Source organism: Nonomuraea sp. NPDC049129 (assembly GCF_040648495.1).
In the GTDB taxonomy this organism is placed as follows: Bacteria; Actinomycetota; Actinomycetes; order Streptosporangiales; family Streptosporangiaceae; genus Nonomuraea.
This window is the reverse complement of the sequence record NZ_JBEZDU010000021.1, coordinates 144,560-167,327: the sequence shown is the minus strand read 5'-3', so window position 1 is coordinate 167,327 and position 22,768 is coordinate 144,560. Positions and strand designations below refer to the sequence as shown.

General features: G+C 70.4%; 16 protein-coding genes and 1 pseudogene. 10 read left to right on the top strand and 7 right to left on the bottom strand.

Translation table 11 applies throughout. The features are described 5' to 3' along the window. Positions 1-82: 82 nt before the first annotated feature. Together AB0B64_RS45265 and AB0B64_RS45260 are read right to left on the bottom strand one after the other, a co-directional pair. Complete coding sequence (locus AB0B64_RS45265) at positions 83-952, bottom strand: Lrp/AsnC ligand binding domain-containing protein (RefSeq protein ID WP_358187629.1); 870 nt, start codon at positions 950-952, stop codon at positions 83-85. 27 nt (positions 953-979) lie between these two features. After that, positions 980-1,093, bottom strand: a pseudogene (locus AB0B64_RS45260) (AsnC family protein); the annotation flags it as partial. A gap of 251 nt (positions 1,094-1,344) precedes the next feature. Here AB0B64_RS45260 and AB0B64_RS45255 point away from each other — a divergent pair. The 6 genes from AB0B64_RS45255 (at position 1,345) to AB0B64_RS45230 (ending at position 8,311) form a co-directional block, all read left to right on the top strand. Next, entirely contained in the window at positions 1,345-2,886 is a 1,542-nt protein-coding gene (locus AB0B64_RS45255; protein ID WP_358187490.1) for an ABC transporter substrate-binding protein, read from the top strand. Between the two features lie 27 nt (positions 2,887-2,913). Continuing rightward, the gene (locus tag AB0B64_RS45250) at positions 2,914-3,969 is read left to right on the top strand and encodes an ABC transporter permease (RefSeq protein ID WP_358187484.1); all 1,056 of its coding nucleotides are present in this window, start codon (positions 2,914-2,916) and stop codon (positions 3,967-3,969) included. Further along, complete coding sequence (locus AB0B64_RS45245; RefSeq protein WP_358187478.1) at positions 3,956-5,662, top strand: dipeptide/oligopeptide/nickel ABC transporter permease/ATP-binding protein; 1,707 nt, start codon at positions 3,956-3,958, stop codon at positions 5,660-5,662. Before AB0B64_RS45250 ends, AB0B64_RS45245 begins: the two co-directional genes overlap by 14 nt. After that, positions 5,655-6,464 (top strand): ABC transporter ATP-binding protein, encoded by an 810-nt coding sequence (locus tag AB0B64_RS45240; protein ID WP_357955728.1) that lies wholly within the window; start codon positions 5,655-5,657, stop codon positions 6,462-6,464. The genes AB0B64_RS45245 and AB0B64_RS45240 overlap by 8 nt, the downstream gene beginning before the upstream one ends. Next, positions 6,461-7,714 carry an amidohydrolase family protein gene (locus tag AB0B64_RS45235; RefSeq protein ID WP_357955726.1) on the top strand — a complete coding sequence of 418 codons (1,254 nt, stop codon included), beginning with the start codon at positions 6,461-6,463 and terminating at the stop codon, positions 7,712-7,714. Before AB0B64_RS45240 ends, AB0B64_RS45235 begins: the two co-directional genes overlap by 4 nt. 159 nt (positions 7,715-7,873) lie before the next feature. Beyond that, on the top strand, positions 7,874-8,311 hold the full coding sequence (locus AB0B64_RS45230) for a hypothetical protein (protein WP_358187468.1): 438 nt from the start codon (positions 7,874-7,876) through the stop codon (positions 8,309-8,311). Between the two features lie 6 nt (positions 8,312-8,317). On the opposite strand, the gene AB0B64_RS45225 is transcribed toward AB0B64_RS45230, so the two are convergent. Both AB0B64_RS45225 and AB0B64_RS45220 read right to left on the bottom strand, forming a co-directional pair. Continuing rightward, the gene (locus AB0B64_RS45225) at positions 8,318-9,337 is read right to left on the bottom strand and encodes a hemolysin family protein (protein ID WP_358187465.1); all 1,020 of its coding nucleotides are present in this window, start codon (positions 9,335-9,337) and stop codon (positions 8,318-8,320) included. Next, positions 9,334-10,647: a hemolysin family protein gene (locus AB0B64_RS45220; RefSeq protein ID WP_357955720.1), complete on the bottom strand. Its 1,314-nt coding sequence runs from the start codon at positions 10,645-10,647 to the stop codon at positions 9,334-9,336. The genes AB0B64_RS45225 and AB0B64_RS45220 overlap by 4 nt, the downstream gene beginning before the upstream one ends. Positions 10,648-10,748: 101 nt before the next feature. Between AB0B64_RS45220 and AB0B64_RS45215 the strand changes: the two genes are divergently transcribed. The 3 genes from AB0B64_RS45215 (at position 10,749) to AB0B64_RS45205 (ending at position 15,492) form a co-directional block, all read left to right on the top strand. Beyond that, complete coding sequence (locus AB0B64_RS45215; protein ID WP_358187624.1) at positions 10,749-13,952, top strand: BTAD domain-containing putative transcriptional regulator; 3,204 nt, start codon at positions 10,749-10,751, stop codon at positions 13,950-13,952. A gap of 240 nt (positions 13,953-14,192) precedes the next feature. After that, a complete protein-coding gene (locus tag AB0B64_RS45210) occupies positions 14,193-14,819 on the top strand; it encodes a helix-turn-helix domain-containing protein (RefSeq protein WP_358187458.1) in 627 nt (208 codons plus the stop codon). A 109-nt stretch (positions 14,820-14,928) separates the two neighbouring features. Continuing rightward, the gene (locus tag AB0B64_RS45205) at positions 14,929-15,492 is read left to right on the top strand and encodes a dihydrofolate reductase family protein (RefSeq protein WP_358187453.1); all 564 of its coding nucleotides are present in this window, start codon (positions 14,929-14,931) and stop codon (positions 15,490-15,492) included. 5 nt (positions 15,493-15,497) lie between these two features. On the opposite strand, the gene AB0B64_RS45200 is transcribed toward AB0B64_RS45205, so the two are convergent. Continuing rightward, positions 15,498-17,084, bottom strand: a complete 1,587-nt coding sequence (locus AB0B64_RS45200; protein ID WP_358187448.1) for a Coagulation factor 5/8 type domain-containing protein — start codon at positions 17,082-17,084, stop codon at positions 15,498-15,500. A 189-nt stretch (positions 17,085-17,273) separates the two neighbouring features. Between AB0B64_RS45200 and AB0B64_RS45195 the strand changes: the two genes are divergently transcribed. Then, on the top strand, positions 17,274-18,116 hold the full coding sequence (locus AB0B64_RS45195) for an SAM-dependent methyltransferase (protein WP_357955713.1): 843 nt from the start codon (positions 17,274-17,276) through the stop codon (positions 18,114-18,116). On the opposite strand, the gene AB0B64_RS45190 is transcribed toward AB0B64_RS45195, so the two are convergent. Both AB0B64_RS45190 and AB0B64_RS45185 read right to left on the bottom strand, forming a co-directional pair. Continuing rightward, entirely contained in the window at positions 18,103-20,529 is a 2,427-nt protein-coding gene (locus AB0B64_RS45190; RefSeq protein WP_358187443.1) for a glycoside hydrolase family 95 protein, read from the bottom strand. The two genes, AB0B64_RS45195 and AB0B64_RS45190, sit on opposite strands and share 14 nt — an antisense overlap. 50 nt (positions 20,530-20,579) lie before the next feature. After that, the gene (locus AB0B64_RS45185; protein ID WP_358187438.1) at positions 20,580-22,454 is read right to left on the bottom strand and encodes a glycoside hydrolase family 97 catalytic domain-containing protein; all 1,875 of its coding nucleotides are present in this window, start codon (positions 22,452-22,454) and stop codon (positions 20,580-20,582) included. Positions 22,455-22,768 lie beyond the last annotated feature (314 nt).

Sequence of the window (22,768 nt, the reverse complement as noted above, 5' to 3'; positions counted from 1 at the left end):
CACCGCGGAGCGGGGTCGATCGCGCGCGATCCTGCACGAAACACCAAATTTCCGAGCATGGTCCGCACGAAGTCGCGTCTAGCTAGTCCTCAAATACCGGCTGACCGCCGACCGGCACGTAACGCAGACGCCGGCTGTCGAGGTCGAGGATGTAGCCGGTGCGCTTGGCGATCCTTGGCACGATCCATCGGTCCTTGATCGGCGCCTTCGGGAACAGCGAGGCCAGCTTGCCCTCGATCTCGTCCAGCTCCTGGAGATCGCGCAACCAGAGGAAGACCGCCAGATTGGTGGCGCCGGTCACCGACGCGCACATCCGTACATTCTCCAGTGACCGGAGCATGGAGACGAGGCGTTCCATCTCGGAGTGCTGGACGTCGAGCCACAGCACCGCCGCGGCCGACCAGCCCATGAGGGTGTGCGCGAAGTCGACGCGCCATCTGACCCAGTCCGCCGCGAGCAGCGCGTCGATGTCCCGGGAGATCACCGAGATCGAGCGGCCCAGCTCTCGCTGCATGTCGGCGGCCGTCCGGCGCACGTCCGTGCTGAGCGCGGTGATCACCTCGCGGTGGGTGGGTTTGCGGTGTTCGGGGGGTTCGGACGGCCGGAGCAGGCGCAACGCCTCGACCTGCTGGTCGGACAGCGCGTTGAGCCGCCAGCCCGATCCTTCGAGAAAGATCCGCCGCAGATAGTGCGTCTGGGTGCCGACGATGCCGGGGATCACCGCGATGTGCTCGTCGATGTAACGGTCCATGGACAGCAGGGTGTGCGTCGAGACCATGATGTAGAGATCGCGGGGACCAGAGGTGCAGTGCACGCTGAAAATGGGTCCCTGCCGGCCGAGTTCGGCGATCACGTCGACGCGTCGGCCGGGAGCGCACCGGATCTCGACCAGAGCCGAGACCTCTCGCCCATGGGACCGCTGCCCGTCGGCCTCGAAACAACTCGTCCACACCTGCCGCTCGTGGGTGAGCGCCGACCAGCGACGGGAAATCGTCGAAGGATCAACCCTAAGAATCCTCCCTAGTTGCGCCCAAGTGACCCGAGGGTGGATCTGGAGCGCGTTGATGATCTGAAAGTCCAGCCCGTCCACCATCCGTCCATCATGCAGGAAAGGCCAGGTCCTCCCCGCAATCGGGCACCTGCGCAGATGTCACCACAAGATCAATTAAGCGTCGGGTGCCGGTAACATGCGGGAAACCTGCGGTAGGCAGCCTTTCCGGAAGGATCGTGCACCCGACCCGCCTTATCCCGCAATTCCGTGCAAAGTGGGTCGGGAAAACCCGCCAGGTAGCACGCAGAACCTAAGCTCACGCCATTCCTTTCGCGGTTGGACCTGGAGGATTGGTGTATCGCAAATCGATTCTTGCGCTGTCGGTGACGGCCGCGGTCGCGCTGGGCGCGGTCGGCTGTGGTGCCGGTGGGGGAACCACCGACACCATCAACATGTCGCTGAACACCGATCCGGCGACCTTCGACCCGGCGCTCGCCAAGGGCGGCGACGACTTCACCGTGGCGCGACTGCTGTTCGACACGGTGGTGCGCAAGGACGCGGGCAACACCCTCGCGGGTGGGGTCGCGTCCTCGTGGACCGCCGAGGACGCCGCGCACTACACGCTCACCATCCGCAACGGACTGAACTGCTCGGACGGTACGCCGATCACGCCGACCGTGGTGGCGGCCTCACTGACGCGGTTCGCGGCCAAGGAGACGGGTTCCTCGGGCCGTACGCTGGCCCTGGGCGGGGCCACCGCGACGTTCACGCCCGATGACAAGGCGGGCACGGTGAAAGCCGAGTTGTCGGCTCCGTGGTCCGACTTCCTCACCGGGCTGACCCTGCCGCAGGCCGGGATCGTGTGCCCGGCGGGCCTGAAGGACACCAAGGGACTCGCGGCGGGCAAGGTCGCCGGGGCGTTCTCCGGCCCCTACTCCCTGACCGCCTCGCAGCCCGCGGTGTCCTACCAGCTGTCGCTGCGCGAGGGCTATGCGGCCTGGCCGAAGTTCGCCAAGCCGCTGACGGGCGTGGCCGCCAAGCAGGTGACCCTCACGCCGATCACCGACTACGCGACGATCGCCACCCAGCTGCTGGCCGGCAGTCTGGACGTCGGGACGATCAGCGACGAGAACGTGGCCCGCTTCGACGGCAACAAGGGGTTCACCTCGTCGGTCGCCTCGAACACCACGACGTACCTGCTGTTCAACGAGCGTCCCGGGACGGTGTTCGCGGACAAGCCGGAGCTGCGCACCGCGGTGGCCCAGGCCATCGACGCGAAGGCCTTCAGCGACATCATCAGCGGCAAGCGCGGCAGCACAACCCTGTCGGTCGGGTCGGCCAAGCTGGCCTGTGTCAACACCGACAAGTCGCTGCTGGTCGCCCAGGATCTCGCCGCCGCCACCAAGAAGCTGACCGGGCTCCGCTTCCGCATCGTCGGCACCACCCTGCTGCAGGGCGGCAACGACTACATCGCCGAGGCGCTGCGCAACGCCGGCGCCACCGTGACCGTCGACTCGCTCGACAACGCCAACTGGGCCACGCTGACCACGGCCGGCGGCAAGGACTGGGACATCAACGTCCAGGGCGACAACAACCAGCTGGGCGTCCTCACCTCCTCCCTGCTGCGGGTGATGGGCCCGGCCACCGAGGACGGCGGCCGCAACAAGACGGGCGAGCTCAACAAGGAGGGGTACGGCTTCGTCACCAAGGCGATGAGCGAGATCGACCGCAACGCGCAGTGCTCGGCCCTCCAGTCCGCGCAGAAGTCGTTCCTGGAGCGGGTCGACGCGATCCCGCTGGCGACCCTGCCCGCCACCACGGTCGCCGCCGCCGGGTTCGACATCCGGACCTTCGACGACTACCTCGACCCCGCCACGCTCCGCATCGTCAAATAGCTCCAATAGCCGGAAGGCGCGTCAGTCATGGCCTCTCTCGATTCCACGCGTGCTCTGGGAGTCCCCCCACCGGACCCCCTGACGGGAGCGCGGCAGCGTCCGGCGCGGATCTCCTCCGCCTGGCTCCGATTCGCCGTGCGGCGGCTCGCCAGCCTGGTGGTGATCTTCGTCGCGCTGCTGGTCGTGTCGTTCCTGATCGTCCAGCTCATCCCCGGTGATCCAGCGGTCGGCATCGCCGGCGCCAACGCCGACCTCGCCGACATCCAGCGCATCAGGGGAGAGCTGGGACTCGATCGCCCGATCTGGGAGCGATTCCTCGACCACGTGGGCGGTGTCTTCACCGGGGACCTCGGTACGTCCTTCATGTACCGGCAGCCGGTGTCGTCACTCATCGTGAACCGCCTGCCCTTCACCGCGACCATCGCGGTGACCGGCATCGTCCTGGTCCTGGTGATCTCGGTCCCGCTGGGCATGGTCATCGGGGTGCTCACGCGCGGCGGCCGGCGCAAGGGGCTGGACGTGGCCTTCGGCATGGTCACCGGTTTCCTGGATTCGATTCCCGGCTACATCATGGCGTCGTTCCTGGTCGTGACGTTCGCGCTCGGCATCGGGCTGGTGCCGCTGTTCCCGCCGGCCTACACACCCCGCTTCGGGGCCGCGTCGTTCGTGCTCCCGGTCGTGGCCATCGCGATCGGCCCGATCTGCACCATCTCCCGTGTCGTCCGGCGCGAGATGGCGGTCGTGCTGGAGACCGACTACATGCGGACGGCCCGGGGCTGGCGGCTGCCCGCCCTGCGGCGCCACGTCCGCTGGGCGCTCCCGAACCTGCTCACCACCACGCTCACCCTGAGTGGGCTGATCCTGACCGGCATGGTCGGCGGCGCGATCATCATCGAATCGGTGTTCGCGCTGCCGGGCCTCGGCAGCGGCATCATCAAGGCCATCCTCGACCGCGACTATCCGGTCATCCAAGGCATGGTCCTCGTCATCGGCATGATCACCGCGATCATCAACCTCCTCGTAGACGTCCTGCTCGGACTGATCGACCCACGGACCCTCGGGGGGTCACATGTCTCCGCGTAGCCGTTCGCGCCGCTGGAACCCCGGGCTCGTGCTCGGCCTGGGCGTGCTGGGCTGCGTCGTGCTGATCGCCGTACTGGCCCCGATCCTGTTCGCCGGCCAGGCGAACGCGCTGGGCCCGCGGTTCGCCGCGCCCTCCTCGGATCACCCGCTCGGCACCGACGCGGCCGGCCACGACGTCCTGCTGCGCAGCCTGGTCGCCACCCGCCTCACCCTGCTGATGACGGTCGGCGCGACGGCCATAGCGGTCGTCCTCGGTGTCGTCCTGGGTACGGGCGTCTGGCTCGTACCGCCTCGGGTCAGGGAGATCTGCCTGCGGGTGATCGACGCGATGGTGGCCTTCCCCGGGCTCCTGCTCGCGCTCGTCGTGGCGGCCGTGCTCGGCGCGGGCGGCTCCTCCGCGGTGATCGCCATCGGCCTGTCCGGCATCCCCTACTTCGCGCGCCTGACCGCGAACCTCGCCGCGAAGGTCTCCCAGCAGGAGTACGTCTCGACCGCCCGCCTCCTGGGCGTGAGCCACGGCCGGATCGCGATCCGTCACATGCTGCCCAACATGGCCGAGCCGCTGCTCGTGCTGTCGGCCTCGACGTTCGCGGCCACGCTCACGGCGATCTCCGCGCTGTCGTTCGTGGGCCTCGGCGTCCAGTCGCCCTCCTACGACTGGGGCAAGCTGCTGAACGAGGCCCTGCCGTCGCTCCTGGCGGGCCGGCCCTTCCAGATGGCGGGCTCGGCGGCCCTGGTCATCCTGACCGGGCTGGGCGCGGTCCTGATCGGCGACGGGCTCGCGGCGGCGGCCAACCCGCGCGGGCGCACCACGACGGCCCGGAGCACAGCACCTCCCACCAGCCCGGCCGAGGCGGTGCCGGAGAGCGACCACCTCGCCGACGTCCGCGACCTGTGGATCCACTCGGGCGACCAACCGCTGGTCAAGGGCATCTCCTTCGGCATCAGACGGGGAGAGATCGTCGGCATCGTGGGCGAGAGCGGCTCGGGCAAGACCCTCACCGCGATGTCGCTCGCGCAGCTGCTGCCCGACGGCCTGACCTCGACGGCCGCCCGCATGGCCATCGGCGATCTGGACCTGCGCCGGCCCGTCGCACCGGCGCTCATGGCGGAGGCGGTCAGCCTGATCTACCAGGATCCGGGCTCGACGTTCAATCCCGCGCTCCGCATGGGCGGTCAGCTCACCGAGGTGCTGCGTACCCACAAGGGCCTCGGCGCGCAGGCGGCCAGGCAGCGCGTGCTCGACGCGCTCAAGGTGGTCCAGATGACCAGGCCGGAACACCGCATGAAGCAGCACCCGCACGAGCTCTCCGGCGGCATGCGGCAGCGCGCGATGATCGCGACCGCCCTGGCCGTCGAGCCGCGCCTGATCATCGCCGACGAGCCGACGACGGCCCTGGACGTGACCGTCCAGGCCGAGATCCTGCGCGAGCTCAAGCGGGTCAACAGCGAGTTCGGCGCCTCGATCGTGTTCATCTCGCACGACATCGGGGTGGTACGCGCGCTGTGCGACCGCGTCCTCGTGATGTACCACGGGGAGATCGTGGAGGAGATCGCCGCGGTGGACCTCGCCGTGGAGACCGTCCGCCACCCGTACACGAAGAAACTCCTGGAAGCCGCACCCGACATCGACGGCCCCGTGGCCGACCGGCCCAGCGACCCGGAGCACGCGAAGGAGCACTCGCATGGATGAGGCGATCGCCGTCGAGGTGCGCGACCTCGAGGTGGGCTACGGCTGGGGCGGCAACGCGACGCGCATCCTGCACGGCATCACGATGGACGTCCCCAGGGGCCGTACGGTCGGCATCGTCGGAGAGTCAGGATCGGGCAAGTCGACGCTGGCCAAGGCGCTGGTCGGGCTCGTCCGGCCGTCGGCGGGCAGCGTCAAGGTCGGCGGCGTGCACGTGTCCTCCGCACGCGGCGCGGACCGCCGGGCGATGCGGCGGAAGGTCCAGATGATCCCGCAGGACCCCTACTCCTCACTTGATCCCCGCCGCACGATCGGCGAGGCACTCGCCGAGGCCATGGACCCGCGCCGGGCGAAGGTGAAGACGCACCGGGACGAGATCGTCCACTGGCTCGAGACCGTCAGGATGCCGGCCGACACCATCGACCGCTATCCCCACGAGTGCTCCGGAGGACAGCGGCAACGGGTGGCCATCGCCCGCGGCCTGATGATCCGGCCCGAGGTGGTGATCGCCGACGAGATCACCTCCGCGCTCGACGTCTCGGTCCAGGCGGAGATCCTCAACCTCCTCGCGAGCCTGCGCCGCGAACTCGATCTGACCATGGTGTTCATCTCGCACAACCTCGCCGTCATCCGGCACGTGAGCGACGAGGTCGTGGTGCTCTACCACGGCGACATCGTCGAACAGGCCCCGGCGGCGGATCTTTATCAGCGCCCGCGGCACGAGTACACGCGCACCCTGCTCGACTCGGTGCCGGGCGCACCAGGCTTCGACATCCGGCCCAGGCCACGGAAGGACGCCTCTTGAGGCTGCAGCGAAAACTTCGGCTCACCAACGTCAGGATCATCGACGGCACCGGAGGCCCGCCCATCGAGGACGGCGTGCTGGAGGTGACCTCGGACGGCGTCATCGGGTTCGTCGGCAGGGCGGCCGAGGCCCCGGACGGCCGCGACGCGGACGTACGCGATCTGCGGGGCCGGACGCTTCTGCCCGGATTCATCGACTGTCATGTGCATCTGGGGTTCGCCCTGGCGAACGGGCCGTATCACCGCCTCCAGAACGACCCGGCCCTGATCCACCTGGAGTCCGCCGCGCGGATCCGGGAGACGCTCGAGGCGGGCATCACCAGCGCGCGCGATCTCGGCGGGCTGTCCATGGGCTTCCGCGAGGCGATCGAGCGCGGGCTGATCGCCGGACCCCGGCTGAAGCTGGCGGTGAGCCCGATCAGTCACACCGCGGGCCACGGGGACTTCCATGTGCCCGGCGGAGAGGTCGCCTACACCGTCCCCGAGCTGATCGAGCTGGCCGACACCGTGGAGGAGGCCCGCCGGGCGACGCGCCGGGTACTCCGCCAGGGGGCCGACCTCGTCAAGATCTGCACCAGCGGTGGCATGGGCAGCAGGCACGACCATCCCGACGACGAGGGCCTGCGCCTGGACGAGGTACGGGCGATCGTCGACGAGCTCGACCGGCACGGCGGCAAGCCGATCGCCGCCCACGCGCAGGGGCGCGTGGGGATCCTGACCGCCCTGCGGGGCGGGGTGACCAGCGTCGAGCACGGGTACGGCATCGACGACGAAGGACTCGATCTCCTGGAGGAGCGCGGCGCCTTCCTCGTCCCGACCCTGTCGACCGTGTTCGCGATCGACAAGGAGAAGATGCAGCCCTACCACTACGCCAAGAAGGTGAAGTGGTCCGAGATCACCAAGAAGAACATCGGTCACGCGATCGCGCGCAAGGCCAAGATCGCCTTGGGCACGGATGCGGGGGTGTGCCCGCACGGCCAGAACCTGCGCGAGCTCGGCCATCTCGTCGAGCTCGGCATGTCCCCGATGGACGCCCTCGTCGCCGGCACCCGGACCGGGGCCGAGGCGCTCGGCATCTCCGACGAGGTGGGCACGCTGGAGACGGGCAAGCTCGCCGACCTCGTGGTCACCGACGCCGATCCGCTGCGCGACATCCACGCGCTGGCCGATCCCGCGCACATCGAGATCGTGATGCAGGCGGGCGTCGTCATGAAGGACGACGTCATGAATAAGCTCGGGACGGCCGGCTGACTCCGCCGAGTGGAAGTCGGGGGCCGGACGGGTCATCCAACGGCAAGGGGTGCGCTTTGAGCTCGGCGAGCTGGGGTTCCACCGTCAGGGGTGGCGCAGCCCGGATCCGTCGTTCACGATGAGGGCTCGGATCACCATGACAGGGAAGGGTCAAATCGCATGCGTTTACCTGTTCACCTGGCGCTGGGCGCCCTGGTCGCCGCCGCTCTGCTGACGGTCCAGTCCGTGGCGTCGGCCCAGGCGGCGGTGAGGTTCCACGCCGACTCCGGCGACTCATGCTTTCGCGGGATCACCGAAGGGACGCTGGACTGGCCGACCGTCAAGGTCGACGGGTACCTATCCGATGACGCCGCCCTCTCGCCCTGCTCTCGGGACGGCATGTACTCCAGCGCCGTCTTCAGCGCCTACAACGGCACCACCCTCGTCGACTCGGAGACCTACAAGGCGGACGACGCCCAGGTCCCGCTCTCCTTCTCGCTGTCGGATCCGGCGGGGGTCGCCGCCATCGATCGCGTGGTCGTACAGGTGTGCCGGTTCAGCAGTTCGCCGATCGGGGTCAGCTACTGCGGCAAGGCCGCGGAGTACAAGATGCCCTGAATACCGTCATGAAGGGCCTCTGGAAGGCTGGCGAACTATCCCGCTGAGCACGTCGTCCAGGGTGACCACGCCGAGCACCTGCCCCTTGTCGCCGGTCACGGCGGCGAGCTGGGCGCGGCGCTGACGCATGGTCGCCAGGACGTCCGCGAGCGTCGCCGTGCCGGCGATCAGCGGCAGGGCGCGGATCGGCAGCGGCTGACGGGTTCCGTGCCCGTTGAGCGCGTCCAGGACGTGCAGGTAGCCCCGCAGCTCGGCGGGGCTGTCACCGTGCACGGGGAAGCGGGAGTGCCCGTGGCGGCCCGAGTATTCCTGCAGTCCGAGGCTGTCGATCGTCGCGGGGACACTCACCACCTCGCCGATGGGCACCATGACCGTCCGGACCGGCCGGGCGTGCAGCGCGAGCGTGGCGATCATCCGGTCCCGCTCGTCCTGCCGCAGCAGTTTGTGCCGGCGGGACTCCTCGATCAGCACCGGCAGCTCCGCCGAGGTGTAGACGGTGTGGATCTCGTCGGCCGGCGGGATCCGCAGCAACCGCAGCGCCGCACCCGCCATGGCCTGGATCAACGTGAGCACCGGGCCGATCGCCCGGGCCAGAACGAACAACGGGGGCACCAGCCACAGCGCCGCCGTGTCCGGGCCGGACAGCGCCAGGTTCTTCGGCACCATCTCCCCGATGATCACGTGCGCGGACACCACCAGGAGCAGCGCCAGCGTGAAGGCGACCGGATGCACCATCTCCTCGGGCAGCCCCACGGCCGCGAACAGCGGCTCCACCGCCCGCGACACCACCGGTTCGCCGAACGCGCCGAGCATCAGCGAGGCCAGCGTCACGCCCAGCTGGGCCGCGGCGAGCATCTTGGGCACCGTGTTCATGGCGGCGAGCACCGCCTGCGCCCGGCGCGAACCCGCCCGCGCCTGCGGCTCGACCTGGGTATGGCGCGCCGAGATGAGGGCGAACTCGGCGCCCACGAAGAACCCGTTGACCGCCAGAAGCAGCACCAGGGCCAAGCCGTCGCCGATGGTCACGGATGCTCCCGCCTCGGCGCGGTGAGAGTGACCTGCTCGATGCGCCGGCTACGCATGGCCTCCACCCGGAGCCTCCACCCGCCCACCTCCACCTCGTCGCCAGGATCGGGGATGCTGCCGAGCCGGGCCAGCACCAGCCCCGCGAGCGTCTCGTAGGGCCCTTCGGGCATGCGGAAGCCGGTACGTTCCTCGACCTCGTCCGCCGTCAGCACGGCCGGCACGCTCACCGAGGCGCCCGGCGCGAGCAGCGCGGCCTTGGGCTCCGCCGACTCCTCCTCCGGCAGGTCGTACTCGTCGGCGATGTCGCCGATCAGCTCCTCCACCAGGTCCTCCGCGGTGACGACGCCCGCGAAGCCGCCGTACTCGTCGATCACCACGGCCATCTCGACGCCCGTCGAGCTGAGCCGTTCCTGGACCACCTCCAGGCTCACCGACTCGGGCACCTGGACCGCCGGCCGGACGATCGCGGACACCGGCGTCCGCTCCCGCTCCTGCTCCGGCACGGCGCACGCGCGCGGCACGCTCGCCACGCCCAGGATGTCGTCCAGTTCCGTGCCGCACACGGGGATGCGCAGATGCCGGGTGCGGCGGGCCAGCCTGAGGAACTCGGCGACGCTGGTGGATCCGGCTATGGTCACGCAGTCCGTACGAGGGGTCATCGCCTCCGCCGCGTTCTTGCCGCCGAAGCGCAGGGCCCGCTGGAGCATGGCGGCGGTGCTCGGCTGGAGCGCCCCCGCCTCCGCCGACAGGCGTACGAGCAGGCTCAGCTCCTCGGGGGAGCGGGCCGAGGCGAGCTCCTCCTGCGGCTCGGCCCCCAGCCACCGGACGATGCCGTTGGCCACCGCGTTGCACAGCTTGATCAGCGGCCCGAACGCGGCGGAGAACACCCGCTGCGGCGGCGTCGCCACCCTGGCCACGGCCATCGGCCTCGACAGGGCGGCGTTCTTGGGCACCAGCTCGCCCAGGACCATCTGCGCCACCGTGGAGATGACGATCGCCAGGGCGACGGCGACGCCGGGAGCGGCGGGGACGCTACCCAGAAGCGGCTCCAGCAGGCCGGCGATGGCGGGCTCGGACACGACGCCGAGCAGCAGCGACGTGACGGTGATGCCCAGCTGCGCCCCGGACAGGTGGAACGACAGCCGCCGCACCGCGGCCTCGATCCCCTGCGCGCCCCGGTCTCCGGACTCCGCCAGCTGATGGACCCGTACGCGCTCGACCGTCACCAGGGAGAACTCCGCCGCGACGAAGATCCCGTTGGCCACGATCAAGGCCAGCGCCCCGAGCAGGAAGACCACATTCAGGATCACGGGCGAAAGCTAGCACCGGCGAAGGACTGGTGGAAGCCAACGCGGCGCGACGACCGGCACCGGCGTAAGCCGGCGAGTGGGAAGCTTGGGGCGTGCGTGTGATGCTGCTGGGTCCGTTCGAGACGCGGGCCGACGACGGCCGGCCGATCGAGATCCCGGGCACGAAGTTGCGCGCGCTGCTGGCCAGGCTCGCGCTGGAGGCGGGTCGGGTCGTGCCGGTGGAGGTTCTCATCGCGGCCATCTGGGGCGATGAGCCGCCGGCGGGCAGCGCCAACGCTCTGCAGGCCCTGGTCTCCCGCACTCGCCGGTTGGTCGGCGCCGCGACGATCGAGTCGCAGCCGCCCGGCTACCGGCTGGCGATCGAGCCCGCCGAGGTCGACGTCACGCGCTTCGAGAAGCTGGTGAGCGTCGGCGACCTCGCGGCGCTGCGCGCGGCCGAAAGCCTGTGGCGCGGGCCCGCGTTCGCGGAGTTCGCCGACCTGCCGTTCGCCGCTCACGAGGGAGTACGCCTGGCCGAGCTGCGCCTGTCGGCCGCCGAACAACGCCTGGAGCTCGAACTCGCCGAAGGCGCCGACGTCCTCGCCGAGCTGCGCCCACTGGCCGCCGCCCATCCCTTGCGCGAGCGCCTGCAGGGCCTGCTGATGCGCGCGCTCTACGCGGCCGGCCGGCAGGCGGACGCGCTGGACGCCTACGAGCGGACCCGGCGCACGCTGGCCGACGAGCTGGGTGTCGACCCGTCGGCGGAGCTGGCCGAGGTCCACCTGAGCCTCCTCCGGCACGACCCTCGGCATCAACCTCGCCGTCGGACCCGGCGTACCAATCTGCGCGCTCAGGTGACCAGCTTCGTCGGCCGGGAGGAGGAACTGGCGCAGCTGACCAAGGCGCTGGAGGCCGCCCGCCTGGTCACCGTCGTCGGGCCGGGCGGCGCGGGCAAGACCCGGCTGGCCACCGAGGTCGCCCAGCGCTCCGCCGAGCTCGCCCCCGACGGCGTCTGGCTGGTCGAGCTGGCGGCGGTGACGGAGCCGCTCGACGTCGCCCACGCCGTGCTCACGGCGATCGGCGCCAGGGACTCCGGCTGGTTCGAGCCCGCGCCCACCGACGGCACCCCGGCTCGCGGCACCCCGGACCGTGACGCCCCGGACCGCGATGCCGCGGCTCACGATGCCCCGGCTCGTGACGTCATTGACCGGCTGGCCCAGGCGCTGGACCGGCTGTCCGAGGAGCTGGACGGCCGGCGGGTGCTGCTCGTCCTGGACAACTGCGAGCACGTCGTGTCGGCCGTCGCGCACTTGGCCGACCGGCTGCTCGGCGCCTGTCCCGACCTGCGCGTCCTGGCGACGAGCCGGGAGTCGATGGCCATCGCGGGGGAGAGTCTCTATCCCATCCCGCCCCTGGAGTGGCCGGCGGCCGCGGTGCGCGATCCGCGGTCCTATCCGGCCGTGCGGCTCTTCGTCGAACGCGCGGCCCTGGTCCGCCCCGGCTTCGTACTGAACGAGGACAACACCAGTACGGTCGTCGAGATCTGCGGACGGCTCGACGGGATGCCACTGGCCATCGAGCTGGCCGCCGCGCGGATGCGCGCGTTGAGCGTCGAGCAGATCGCCGCCAAGCTCGACGACCGGTTCCGCCTGCTCAGCAGCGGCAGCCGTACGGCGCTGCCCCGGCATCAGACCTTGCAGGCGGTCGTGGACTGGAGCTGGGACCTGCTGTCCGGCCGCGAACGCGAACTCGCGATGCTCCTGGCCGCCTTCCCCGGCGGCGCCACCCTCGACGCGCTCGAAACGGTTGGCGGACATGCCGCCGACACCCCCCAAGGGGCCAGCGGACCGCATGCCGCCGACGTGCTGGCCGTCCTCACTGCCCTGGTGGACAAGTCCCTGGTCGAGCCGTCCGGCGACCGCTACCGCATGCAGGAGACCGTCCGGTCGTACGGGATGGCGCGGCTGACCGAGGCCGGGCAGGACCGGGCCGTCCGTGACCGGCACGCCCGCTACTTCCTCCGGTTCGCCGAGACCGCCGACCCCGAGCTGCGCAAGGCGGACCAGCTCCACTGGCTGGCGCGGCTGCGGGCCGAGGACGACAATGTCCTGGCCGCGATGAGGCTCGCGGCCGAGGTCGGGGACGCGGAGCTGGGCGTACGGCTCCTCGCGGCAGTCTGGTGGTTCTGGTACTTGGAGGGCAGGTCCCTCGAGGGCATGCACTGGGCGCGCGGCGTCCTCGACCTGCCCGGCGAGGTGCCCGAGGCCCAGCGCCCGGTGCGGCTGGTGCTGGAGGCGTTCGCCCACCACGGGCTCGGTGCGGTCGAGGCGGCCCGGCAGGCGATGAACACCGGCCTGGAGCTGCGCGACCGGCTGGGCGATGGGGTGTCCGGATGGGTTCTGCTGCTCTTCGCGCCCATCTGGCTGGGCGATCCCGCGGGCGCCGCGCGTTCGGCCGATCGGCTGCTGCCGCGCCTCACCGGCTGGGAGCGCGCGACGACGCTGATGACGCAGTCGATCGTGGCGGAGTACGAGGGCGAGGTCACTCACGCCTTTACCCTCCTGGACGAGGCCCGCCGAGAACTGGAGGCCCTCGGCGAACGCTGGGCCCTGTCCTCGGCGTTACGCGTACTGGCCGAGCACCACGCCCGCCAGGGCGACCTGAGCGCCTCGATCGACGCGCGGCTGGAGGCGCTCCGCCTGGCCGGCGAGCTCGGCATCCTCGAAGATCAGGCGGCCATCCTGGCCGGCCTCGCGATCACCCGCGCGCGGCTGGGCGAGCTCGACCAGGCACAGAGCGACATGCTCGCGGCCTGGGACTTCGCCGAGCAGCTGCGCAAGCAGGAAGGCATCGAGTACATCCGGCTGGCGCGGGCCGAGGTCCTGCTCAGAAGCGGCGATCGGGCGGCTGCCCGGCGCGAGCTCGATGCGGTGGAGGCCATGGCTCTCCACTCTCCGGTTCGGGCGTCGGCCGGCTGCTACCGGGCCATGGCCGCCCTGCTCGACGGCGACGCCGACGGCGCCCGGCCGCTGCTCGACACCGCGATCGAGCTGGCCGCCGACGCGGTGGACATGCCGACCCTGGCCGGCGCGGCACACCTGCGCGCCGCGCTCGCCCTGGCCGACGCCGAGCCCACGCGCGCCGCCCACCTGCTCGGCCTGGCCACCGCACTGCGGGGAACGACGGACCTGAGCGGCTTCGACAACCTGCTGCGACCCACCGAACGCGCCCGCGCCCTACTCGGTGAGGCGGCCTTCACCACGGCCTACGACCGCGGCGCCGCACTCACACGTGACGCCGCGATCCAGGCCGTACGCGGCCACTAGCGCGATGTCCGCGACCGGTCGCCGCCTCTCCCCGCGGAGGGGGTGTCCCCGCAGGAACCCCTGCCGTGACAGACCGTCTCCTTCCTGGGGACCTCTCCCTCTGGAGGGGTGTCTCCGCAGGGGCCCTGCTGTGACGGACCGTCTCCCTCCTGGGGACCTCTGCCACGAGGTGCCTCGCCGCGCTGTCCTTCGCGAGTCGTGTCATATATTCATTATGAACAGCGGAAAGTATGGGGAATCGTGAGTGCACAGCCGGGGCCGCGCCGCTACGACTCGTTGCGCCGGGCGACGCAGGCGCGGGAGACGCGGGCCGAGATCGCCGGGGCCGCTCGCCGGCTCTTCGTTTCCCAAGGGTGGGCGGCCACGACCGTCCGCGACGTGGCGCGCGAGGCGGGAGTCTCCGTACCGACGGTCTACGCGGTGTACGGGAACAAGGCGGGGCTGACCCAGGCCCTCGTCGACGACGCCGACCTGTCGGCCGATGTCGCCCGGGAGCTCGCCGAGCTGGAAGCCGCGGCGGCGGATCCCCGTCGGCAACTGGCGGCGATGGCCGCCTACGACCGGCGGCTGTTCGAGCGCGCGGGCGATGTCATCACGCTGGTGCGCGAGGCCGGTCGCACCGAGCCCGAGCTGGCGGCCCTCTACCGCGACGCCCGCCGGCGGGGCGACGAGACGCGGGTCCAGGTGTTCTCCTCCTGGCCGGCCGGGGTGCTGCGGGACGGGCTGGACGTGCGGTCGGCCGTCGACATCTACGCGGCCCTGTGCACCATCGACGTCTACACCACGCTCACGACCGAACGCGGCTGGGCGCCGGATCGGGTCCAGCAGTGGTGGAGCGAGGCCCTGGCCCGCGAACTCCTGGCCTGAAGCCCTGGCTCGCAGAATTCAGGAAAAAACTTCCGGCCGGATGTAGAGAACGGCGGCGCGGCTCCGACTCCACCACGAAAGCGAAGAACGCCGAGTGAAGGAGCGGGACATGCGCAAGATCATCTACTGGGTGCACGCGTCGATCGACGGCCACATCGACGGGCCGAAGGGCGAGTTCGACTGGCCCGAGATGGGCGAGGAGCTGTCGGCGTACTCCGACGCGCTGACCGACAGATCCGACACCTTCCTGTACGGGCGCGGTGTGTGGGAGGGGATGGCGAGCTTCTGGCCGAGCGCCGAGTCGATGTCGGACCACCCGCACGTCCTCAGGTTCGCGCCCATCTGGCGGGACACCCCGAAGATCGTCTTCTCGACCACGCTGACGGAGACCGAATGGGCCGCCAGGGTCATCGGCGAGAACCTCGCTGAGGAGGTCGCCGAGCTCAAGCGAAAGCCCGGCAAGGACCTGCTGTTGACCGGCGGCTCCCGCCTGGCCGCCGCCCTGACCGACCACGGCCTGATCGACGAGTACCACGTCGCGGTGCATCCCGTCGTGCTTGGCGGCGGCAAGCCGCTGTTCGTGCCCCGCGAGGACCGGATCAACCTGCGGCTCGCCGACTCGCGCACCTGCGACTCCCGCGTGGTGGTGATGCGCTACGACCGCACCCGGTAACAGGGCTAGGGGATGCGGCGGGCCGCGGCGGCCGTCCAGGTGCGCAGGTAGGACTCGGCGCCCGCGGCCATGTCCCGCACGATGTCCGGTCCGGCGATGATCCGCATGTCCTCGATCCAGTCGGGCACCAGGCCGTAGTTGGCGACGCCGTCCGTGTTGACGTCCCAGACCCGATCGCCGGTACGCAGCCGGTCCAGGGACACGCTTCCGTCGAAGGACGTGAAGGGGTAGGTCACCGGGTTCGCGGCGTTGCCGGTACGAGGCGCGGGCAGCCGGCCCAGGCCGTTGACGTCCAGGCCGTAGCCGTAGCCGGGGATCTGGTGCGCCTGCCTGAGCGGCTGGGTACGTCGCCACTCGGCGACGAAGTCCCGCGCGTCGTGCCCGTACTGCGTGATCATCCCGCCAAGGGCGTAGATCCGGTCGAAGTAGCTCGGATCGGCCCAGCTGTGGGAGGAGATCACGCCCGGGTAGCCGGCCGCCTCGAGGATGGCGAGCGTACTGCCGGCGGCCTTCGCGCTCATGTGGTCGAGCTCCACCAGCATGCCCCGGCGGATCATCCCCTTGACCATGTACTCGCCCAGGGCGGTCAGCCCCCTGGTGTTGCAGTGCGGCGCCGGGGGATAGATCGGCAGGGAGACGCCCGGTGGCAGCAGCGCGGCCAGCTGGTCGGGCAGGACTCCGCCGGGATCGATCGGATTGTCGTGCTCGGGCCCGGTGCAGGTACGCGCCTGCCAGAAGGAGCCGGTGCTGAGCAGGTTGCCCAGGTTGACGATGGCGCCCTGGGTGCCGGAGTCGAAGCGTACGCCGCACAGGGCGTTGTCGTACTTGTGGCAGACGAACATGCTCCGTACGCCGAGCGCGTACATCTCGTCCAGCCCGCGGTCGATCTGCCCCTGGGTGCACTGCGGGATGCCGAGGATCTGGCGGCAGCCGAACGGCTCGGAGGTCTCGATGCCAAGAACGACGGCGAGTTTGCCCGCCTCGACCGTCCGCCTGGCCTCGGCCGGGTCGAGCACGATCCTGAACCACCCTCGTCCGGGCCCGCCGTACTGGGTGTCGATGTAGTCCTGCAGCTCTCGGGCCCGCTGCGCCTCCAGCCTGATCGTGGTCATCTCGTCGCAGGAGTTCTTCTTCAGCGGGTAGATCGCGCACAGCTGGCGGTTGGCCACCAGGTCGTTGACCATGATCCGGAGCCCGCCGCGCCAGGCCCGCTCCACCCACGTGTAGTACGCCTGCTGGTGGGTCAGCGAGTCGTGCGCCGGCCAGTCGCGGAACGTGGGCCAGCCCACCGGGTCGTGGGTGCCGGTCGCTGAGCCGGTGCGGGTGAAGTTCTCGAACCAGGCCAGCTCGCCATGGGGATAGTGATCGGGGCAGTCCGCCAGGGCGCGGGAGATGCCGCCGAGGTCGAACGGCTTCCCGCACAGCAGCATGCCGCCGAACGCCTCGTAGGAGAACAGGTGGCTGTGCGCGTCGACGAACCCACGCACATCGGAGGCCGCCGCCGACCTGCTTTCCGCCGACGACCGGCCCCCCGGCGGCGCCAGTAAGGCGGTCAGAAGGAGGAGGACGACGGCGATGGATCGGCGGCGCATCACGGACACCTCACACGGCTGGGGGGCCTGCCGTCAGCATCCGCCGCCCGCGCCACTCCAACAAGGCCCAAACGTGAGCCCATCTCATCACCGCTGTTAGATGCGCTATGTCCGGTCTTTACGGGTTGGGCGTAGCTTGCTGTCGTTGGGCATAATCAAAGAGCTATTCGACAGTGGAGGAGACGCCGCATGAGTGACGAGGCCCGGTGGATCGCAGGAATCGACTCCAGCACACCGAACCTCGCCCGGATGCACGATTACTTCATCGGGGGCAAGGACAACTTCGCCGTTGACCGGGAGGCGGCCGAGGCCGTGCTGGCCACCGCGCCGGAGGTCCGGGTCATGGCGCAGGAGCACCAGGCGTTCCAGGGACGGGTGATCCCGTTTCTCGTGGAGCAGGGCATCACCCAGTTCATCACCCTGGGCTCGGGGCTCCCCAGCGAGGCCAACACCCACGAACTGGCCCGATCCCTCGCCCCCGACGCCCGCGTGGCCTACGTGGACAACGACCCGGTGGTGCTCGCGCACGCCCGCGCGATCCTGGCCCGGGGCGCCGGGACCGGCGTCGTCAAGGGCGACATCCTGCATCCCGCCGAGCTGCTGGCCGACCCCGACCTGCGGGCGGTCATCGACCTCGACCAGCCGGTGGCGGTGCTGCTGTTAGGCGTCCTGCAGTACATCCCGGACGGCCACGAGCCCTTCCGGCACGTGGCCGAACTGCGTGACGCGTTGCCGGCCGGCAGCCACATCGTCATCACGCACGTCGTCTTCGACTCCCGCCCGGAGGTGGCGGAGCCGATCGTCGCCCTCTACCGGAGGATGCTGGGCCACGCCGAAGGCGGCGCCCGTACGCGCGAGACGGTGCTGCCCTTCTTCGACGGGCTCGAACTGGTCGAACCCGGGCTGGTGTACGTCCGGGAGTGGCGGCCCGACAGCCCTTTCCAGTCCGAGAGACCGGAGAAGGCGTGGGTGATGGTCGGCGTCGGCCGCAAGGCCGGGCCCCCGCCCCTGGAGCCCGTTATCGGCCGATGACGCCGATTCGGTAGTCATCACCGGCCCGCGCCCGGAACGTCACCGTGTCTCCGTCCACCCTGTACGCGACCGGACGACCGTGCCCCGCCGTGACCCGCACCCCGCCCCGGAACGCGTCGTTACGGAGCTTGACCTCGCCGCCCTGGTCGGAGGTCAGACGGGCCTCCGACAGCCGCCCGGACGCCCAGGTCAGCCCCACCGTGTGGGCGCCGCGGGCGCGCAGGCCCGTCACCCGGCCGGCCGCCCACGCGGCGGGCAGCGCAGGGAGCAGGTCGATCGCTCCCAGGTGGCTCTGCAGCAGCATCTCCGTCATGCCGGAGGTCGCGCCGAAGTTCCCGTCGATCTGGAACGGCGGGTGGGTGTCCCACAGGTTGGCCAGTGTGCTGGTCTGGAGCTGGTCGCGCAGCAGCTTGTGCGCGCGGTCGCCGTCGAGCAGCCGGGCCCAGAAGTTGATCTTCCACGCCTTGCTCCAGCCGGTGCCCACGTCGGTACGGGCGTTGAGTGAGACCTTGGCCGCCGCCGCGAGCTCCGGCGTCGTACGCGGGGAGATCTGCCGCCCCGGATGCACCGCGAACAGGTGGGAGACGTGCCGGTGGGTCTCCGCCGGGTCGTCGATGTCCTCCTTCCACTCCTGGAGCTGCCCCCACCGGCCGACCCGCAGGCCGGGGTCCAGCTTGGCCAGCACGTCGGCGGCCGCGGCCGCCTGCTGCCGGTCGCCCACCAGCCCCGCGGCTTCACGCAGGTCGGTGAACAGCTGGAAGAGGATCTCCTGCGACATCGACGCCCCCGCGGTGGCCGGGCCGAGCTCGGGGGAGCGGCTGGGGACGGCGACGAGCTTGCCGTCTCTGGGGTCGGTCCGCAGGAAGTCGAGCCAGAACTGGGCGGTCTCCTTCATGATCGGGTACGCGGTCCGCTTCAGGAAGCGCTCGTCCAGCGTGAAGCGGTAGTGGTCGTAGAGCTGCTCGGACAGCCAGGCCCCCGATTCGGGGAAGAAGTAGGCGGGGTGGTCCCAGGCGCCGGTCTGGCCGAAGATGTTCGAGGCGTGGTGGGCGACCCAGCCGCGCGCCCCGTACATCTGCTTGGCGGTGACCCGGCCTGGTTCGCGCAGCCCGTTCACGTAGTCGTGCAGCGGCCGGGCCAGCTCGGCCAGGTTGGTCATCTCGGCGGGCCAGTAGTTCATCTGCAGGTTGATGTTGAGGTGGTAGTCCGACTGCCACGGCGGGGCCTCCTGGAGGTTCCACACGCCCTGGAGGTTGGCGGGCAGCGAACCGGGGCGGGAGGAGGCGATGAGCAGGTAGCGCCCGTACTGGTAGAAGAGCTGCTCCAGCGCCCGGTCGGCGGCCGGGGACGCGCCGTTGCCGTACTGGGCGAGCAGCTCGTCGGTGGGGATGGCGGGCAGGCTTCCCCCCAGATCCAGCCGTACCCGGTCGAACAGCGCGGCGTGGTCGGCCCGGTGCGCGGCCAGCAGCCTGGCGTACCCCTGGCGCGCGGCGGCGTCGACCCGCGCCGTGAGCTTGGCGTGCGGGTCCTCGCCCTTGTAGGTGGGGTAGTCGGCGGCGTAGTCGGTGCCGGTGCCGAGGATGAGGACCACCGAGTCCGCGCCGGTCACGGTGATGGTGCCGTCGGGGTTGTCGGTCCGGCTCCCGCCCTGGTTGAGCACCCGCAGCTGGGCCTCGTACGCCATCCCGTTGCTCGTCAGCGCCCCCTTGACGGTCAGCCTGCCGCGCTCGGCCGTGGCGTTCACCGTGCGGTTGGCCGGCACGGCGATGCCGGCGGTGAAGGTCACGCCGCCGGGCCGGTCGGTGGCGAGCCGGGCCACGATCACGCCCGCGGGCGCGGACGCGAAGTACTCACGGCTGTGGCGGACGTCGCCGGCCGTGAACGACACGCCCGCCACCCCGCGCGCGAGGTCGAGCCGCCTGCGGTAGTCGCCGGTCTGCTCGGGCAGGCCGGGGAAGGCCAGACGCAGATCGCCGAAGCTCTGGTACGCGCCGAACCGGCGCTGGCGCGGCGTGTCCGACTTCAGCCCGAGCGCGGCCAGGACGTCCTCGGGCGGGATACCGCCCTCCTTCCAGATCCGCTCCCTGATGCCCTCCAGCGCGCCGGGCCGCGGGGCGTCCCAATTGCCGAAGTTGTAGTCGGCCACGCCGGGGCCGCCGGTCCACAGGGTCTTGTCGTTGAACTGCAGCCGCTCCGCTCCCACTCCGCCGAACACGGTCGCGCCCATGGCCCCGTTGCCGATCGGCAGCGACCGCGTCTCCCAGCCCTCGTTCGTGTCGGGGGCGGGCTCGTCGTACCACAGCGTGTACGGCATTGCGGCGGGCTCACGAGCCTGCGCCTGTACGGCCGGGACCACGGTCAGCGCCGCGCCGAGAACCAGGACAATCGGCCCTGCCAGAAACCGTCTTCTCATCAAAATGCAACCTATACATCGGAGGTGTGGGTGGAGCGCTGATCGGAGGTCTAGCGGTCGCAGGTCGTGATCCGGGGATGCCAGCGGCAGGCGATGGCGGCGTATCCGCCCTCGTCCGGCACCGGCACCGACAGCCGGCCACGGGGCCCGTCGACCACGTGGCTCTCGCGTACCAGGCCGGTCGGGCCGTCACGGACGACCTCGACCAGCCATCGGCCGCGCAGCATGCTCAGCGGCACGTCGAGCGTGCGCGCCGCGCCCGAGATCCCGGCCCCCACGAACCAGCGGTCGCCGCTGCGGCGGGCCAGCACCACGTGGTCGGCCGGGCGGCCGGACAGCAATCGCGTCTCGTCCCAGGCGGTGGGCACCTGCTCGAGGAAGCGTTCGGCCTCCGGCCTGGCCTGGTAGGACTCGACGGTGCCCGCCAGATCCTGCAGGCCGGACTCGTACGTCACCGCCAGGCCCAGTTCGTGCGCGTCGGAGGTGGGCCGGCCCGCCCGGTGGAAGGCCATGGGCGTGTAGTCCATCGAGCCGACGACGTTCCTGGTGAAGGGCAGGGTGGTGATGTGGGCGGTGGTGAGCGTGCGCTTCTCGCCGCCGTGCACGCCCTCCATGGTCATCACGTGCGGCCAGGTGCGGTGGATGCCCTTGGGGATGGTCGAGCCGTGGAAGTTGACCAGGAGCCGGTTCGCCGCGGTCGCCGGGAGGATCTCGTCGTACCAGCGCAGCCGCTCCTGCGACTCGGAGTCCATGAAGTCGATCTTGACGCCGCGCACGCCCCAGCGGCTCAGGGTGGGCAGCCACAGGGCGCGTTCCTCCGGCGTGTCCAGGTCGCGGAAGTGGATCCAGACGATGATCCCCACGCCCTTGGCCCGCCCGTACTCCACGAGCTTCGGCATCCAGCTGGTGGTCGGCCAGTTCGGATCGGTGACGTCCCATTGGTCCTTGAGGAAATACCACCCGGCGTCCACCGCCACGTACGGCCAGCCGCGCGCCGAGGCGTAGTCGACGAACGCCTGCTGCTTCTCCAGGCTCTGCCCCGCCTCCCTGCCGCCCGCGAGCCACGTCCACAGCACCTGGCCCGGCGCGATCCAGGAGGTGTCGCGGACCCGGGAATCGGGCGCGAGGTCGTCCACCAGCGTGGACTCGGTGACCGTGGCCAGATCCCCGGCGATCAGCACCCGCCATGGGGTCTCGCCGGCCTGCACTTTTTCATCCCATAGCCGCAGGCTGTAGGTGCCGGTGCCCTCCTCGTGCGCCAGTCGCGGCCCGGAGTAGCCACCGTCGAGGCCGGACTCGGTGATCAGGAGGTAGTCGCCGCCGCTCTCGAACAGCGCGGGCACCATGTAGTCGGCCGTGGGCGCGGTCAGGGCCGTGTACTGGACGAACGGGTTCTCGTAGTCGCGCCGGTGCTGGGCCAGCCAGGCGGTGGCGTTCTGGGGCAGCGTGTACGCGGACGTCTCGCGCAGGACGGGACCGTAGTCGGCCGGCAGCCGGTACCTGTAGGCGACACCGTCCCGCGCGACCCTGACGACCAGGTCGAGCCGGGCGCCGGTGGCGTTCGCGAAGGTGAACGTCGCCTCGCGCATGAGCGCCGACCGCTTGAGCCGCTTGCCCACCGTGGTGGTGTAGTGCTCGGTCACCAGACGGTCGCGGCGATGCAGGAAGCGCAATCCCTGGGACAGGTCGGCCCGTTCGGTGACGATGCCGACCGGGCTCGGCTCCAGGACCCGGACGCCGCGGCGCGTCGCGGCGAAGGTGAGGGTGCCCGCCTGGGGGTCGAGCGAGAGCTCCGCCGCCGGACCGCCGGGTAAGGCGGAGATCGTCCAGCTTGTGGCCGAGGCGGCAGAGGCGGGCAGGGCGGGCAGGAGGAAGAGGCACAGGAGGAGGGCGGCGCACAGACGTATCGGTGTGGCGGTCGGCATGACAGCTCCTGAGGGCCACATACATCGGATGTGTTCCCGGATGGTAACCCGTACAGGTCCGTTTGACCAGGGCCAAGATCGGACCTGTCTCCCACGTGTCAGATCCCGCGATTCAGCCCGGAAAGCCAATCTCTTATATCCGGAAAGCAGATAAAAAAGACCGAGATAGAAATTGCCCGCTGCTCCCGGCATAAGAAATGTCCAATTTAATACCATATATAGACAGAGATGGAAAGTATGTCCATTGAGCGAGCCGAGGTGAGCCTATCCTCTCGAATGGCGCTATTAATCGGCGACTAGGTAAATGCAATTAG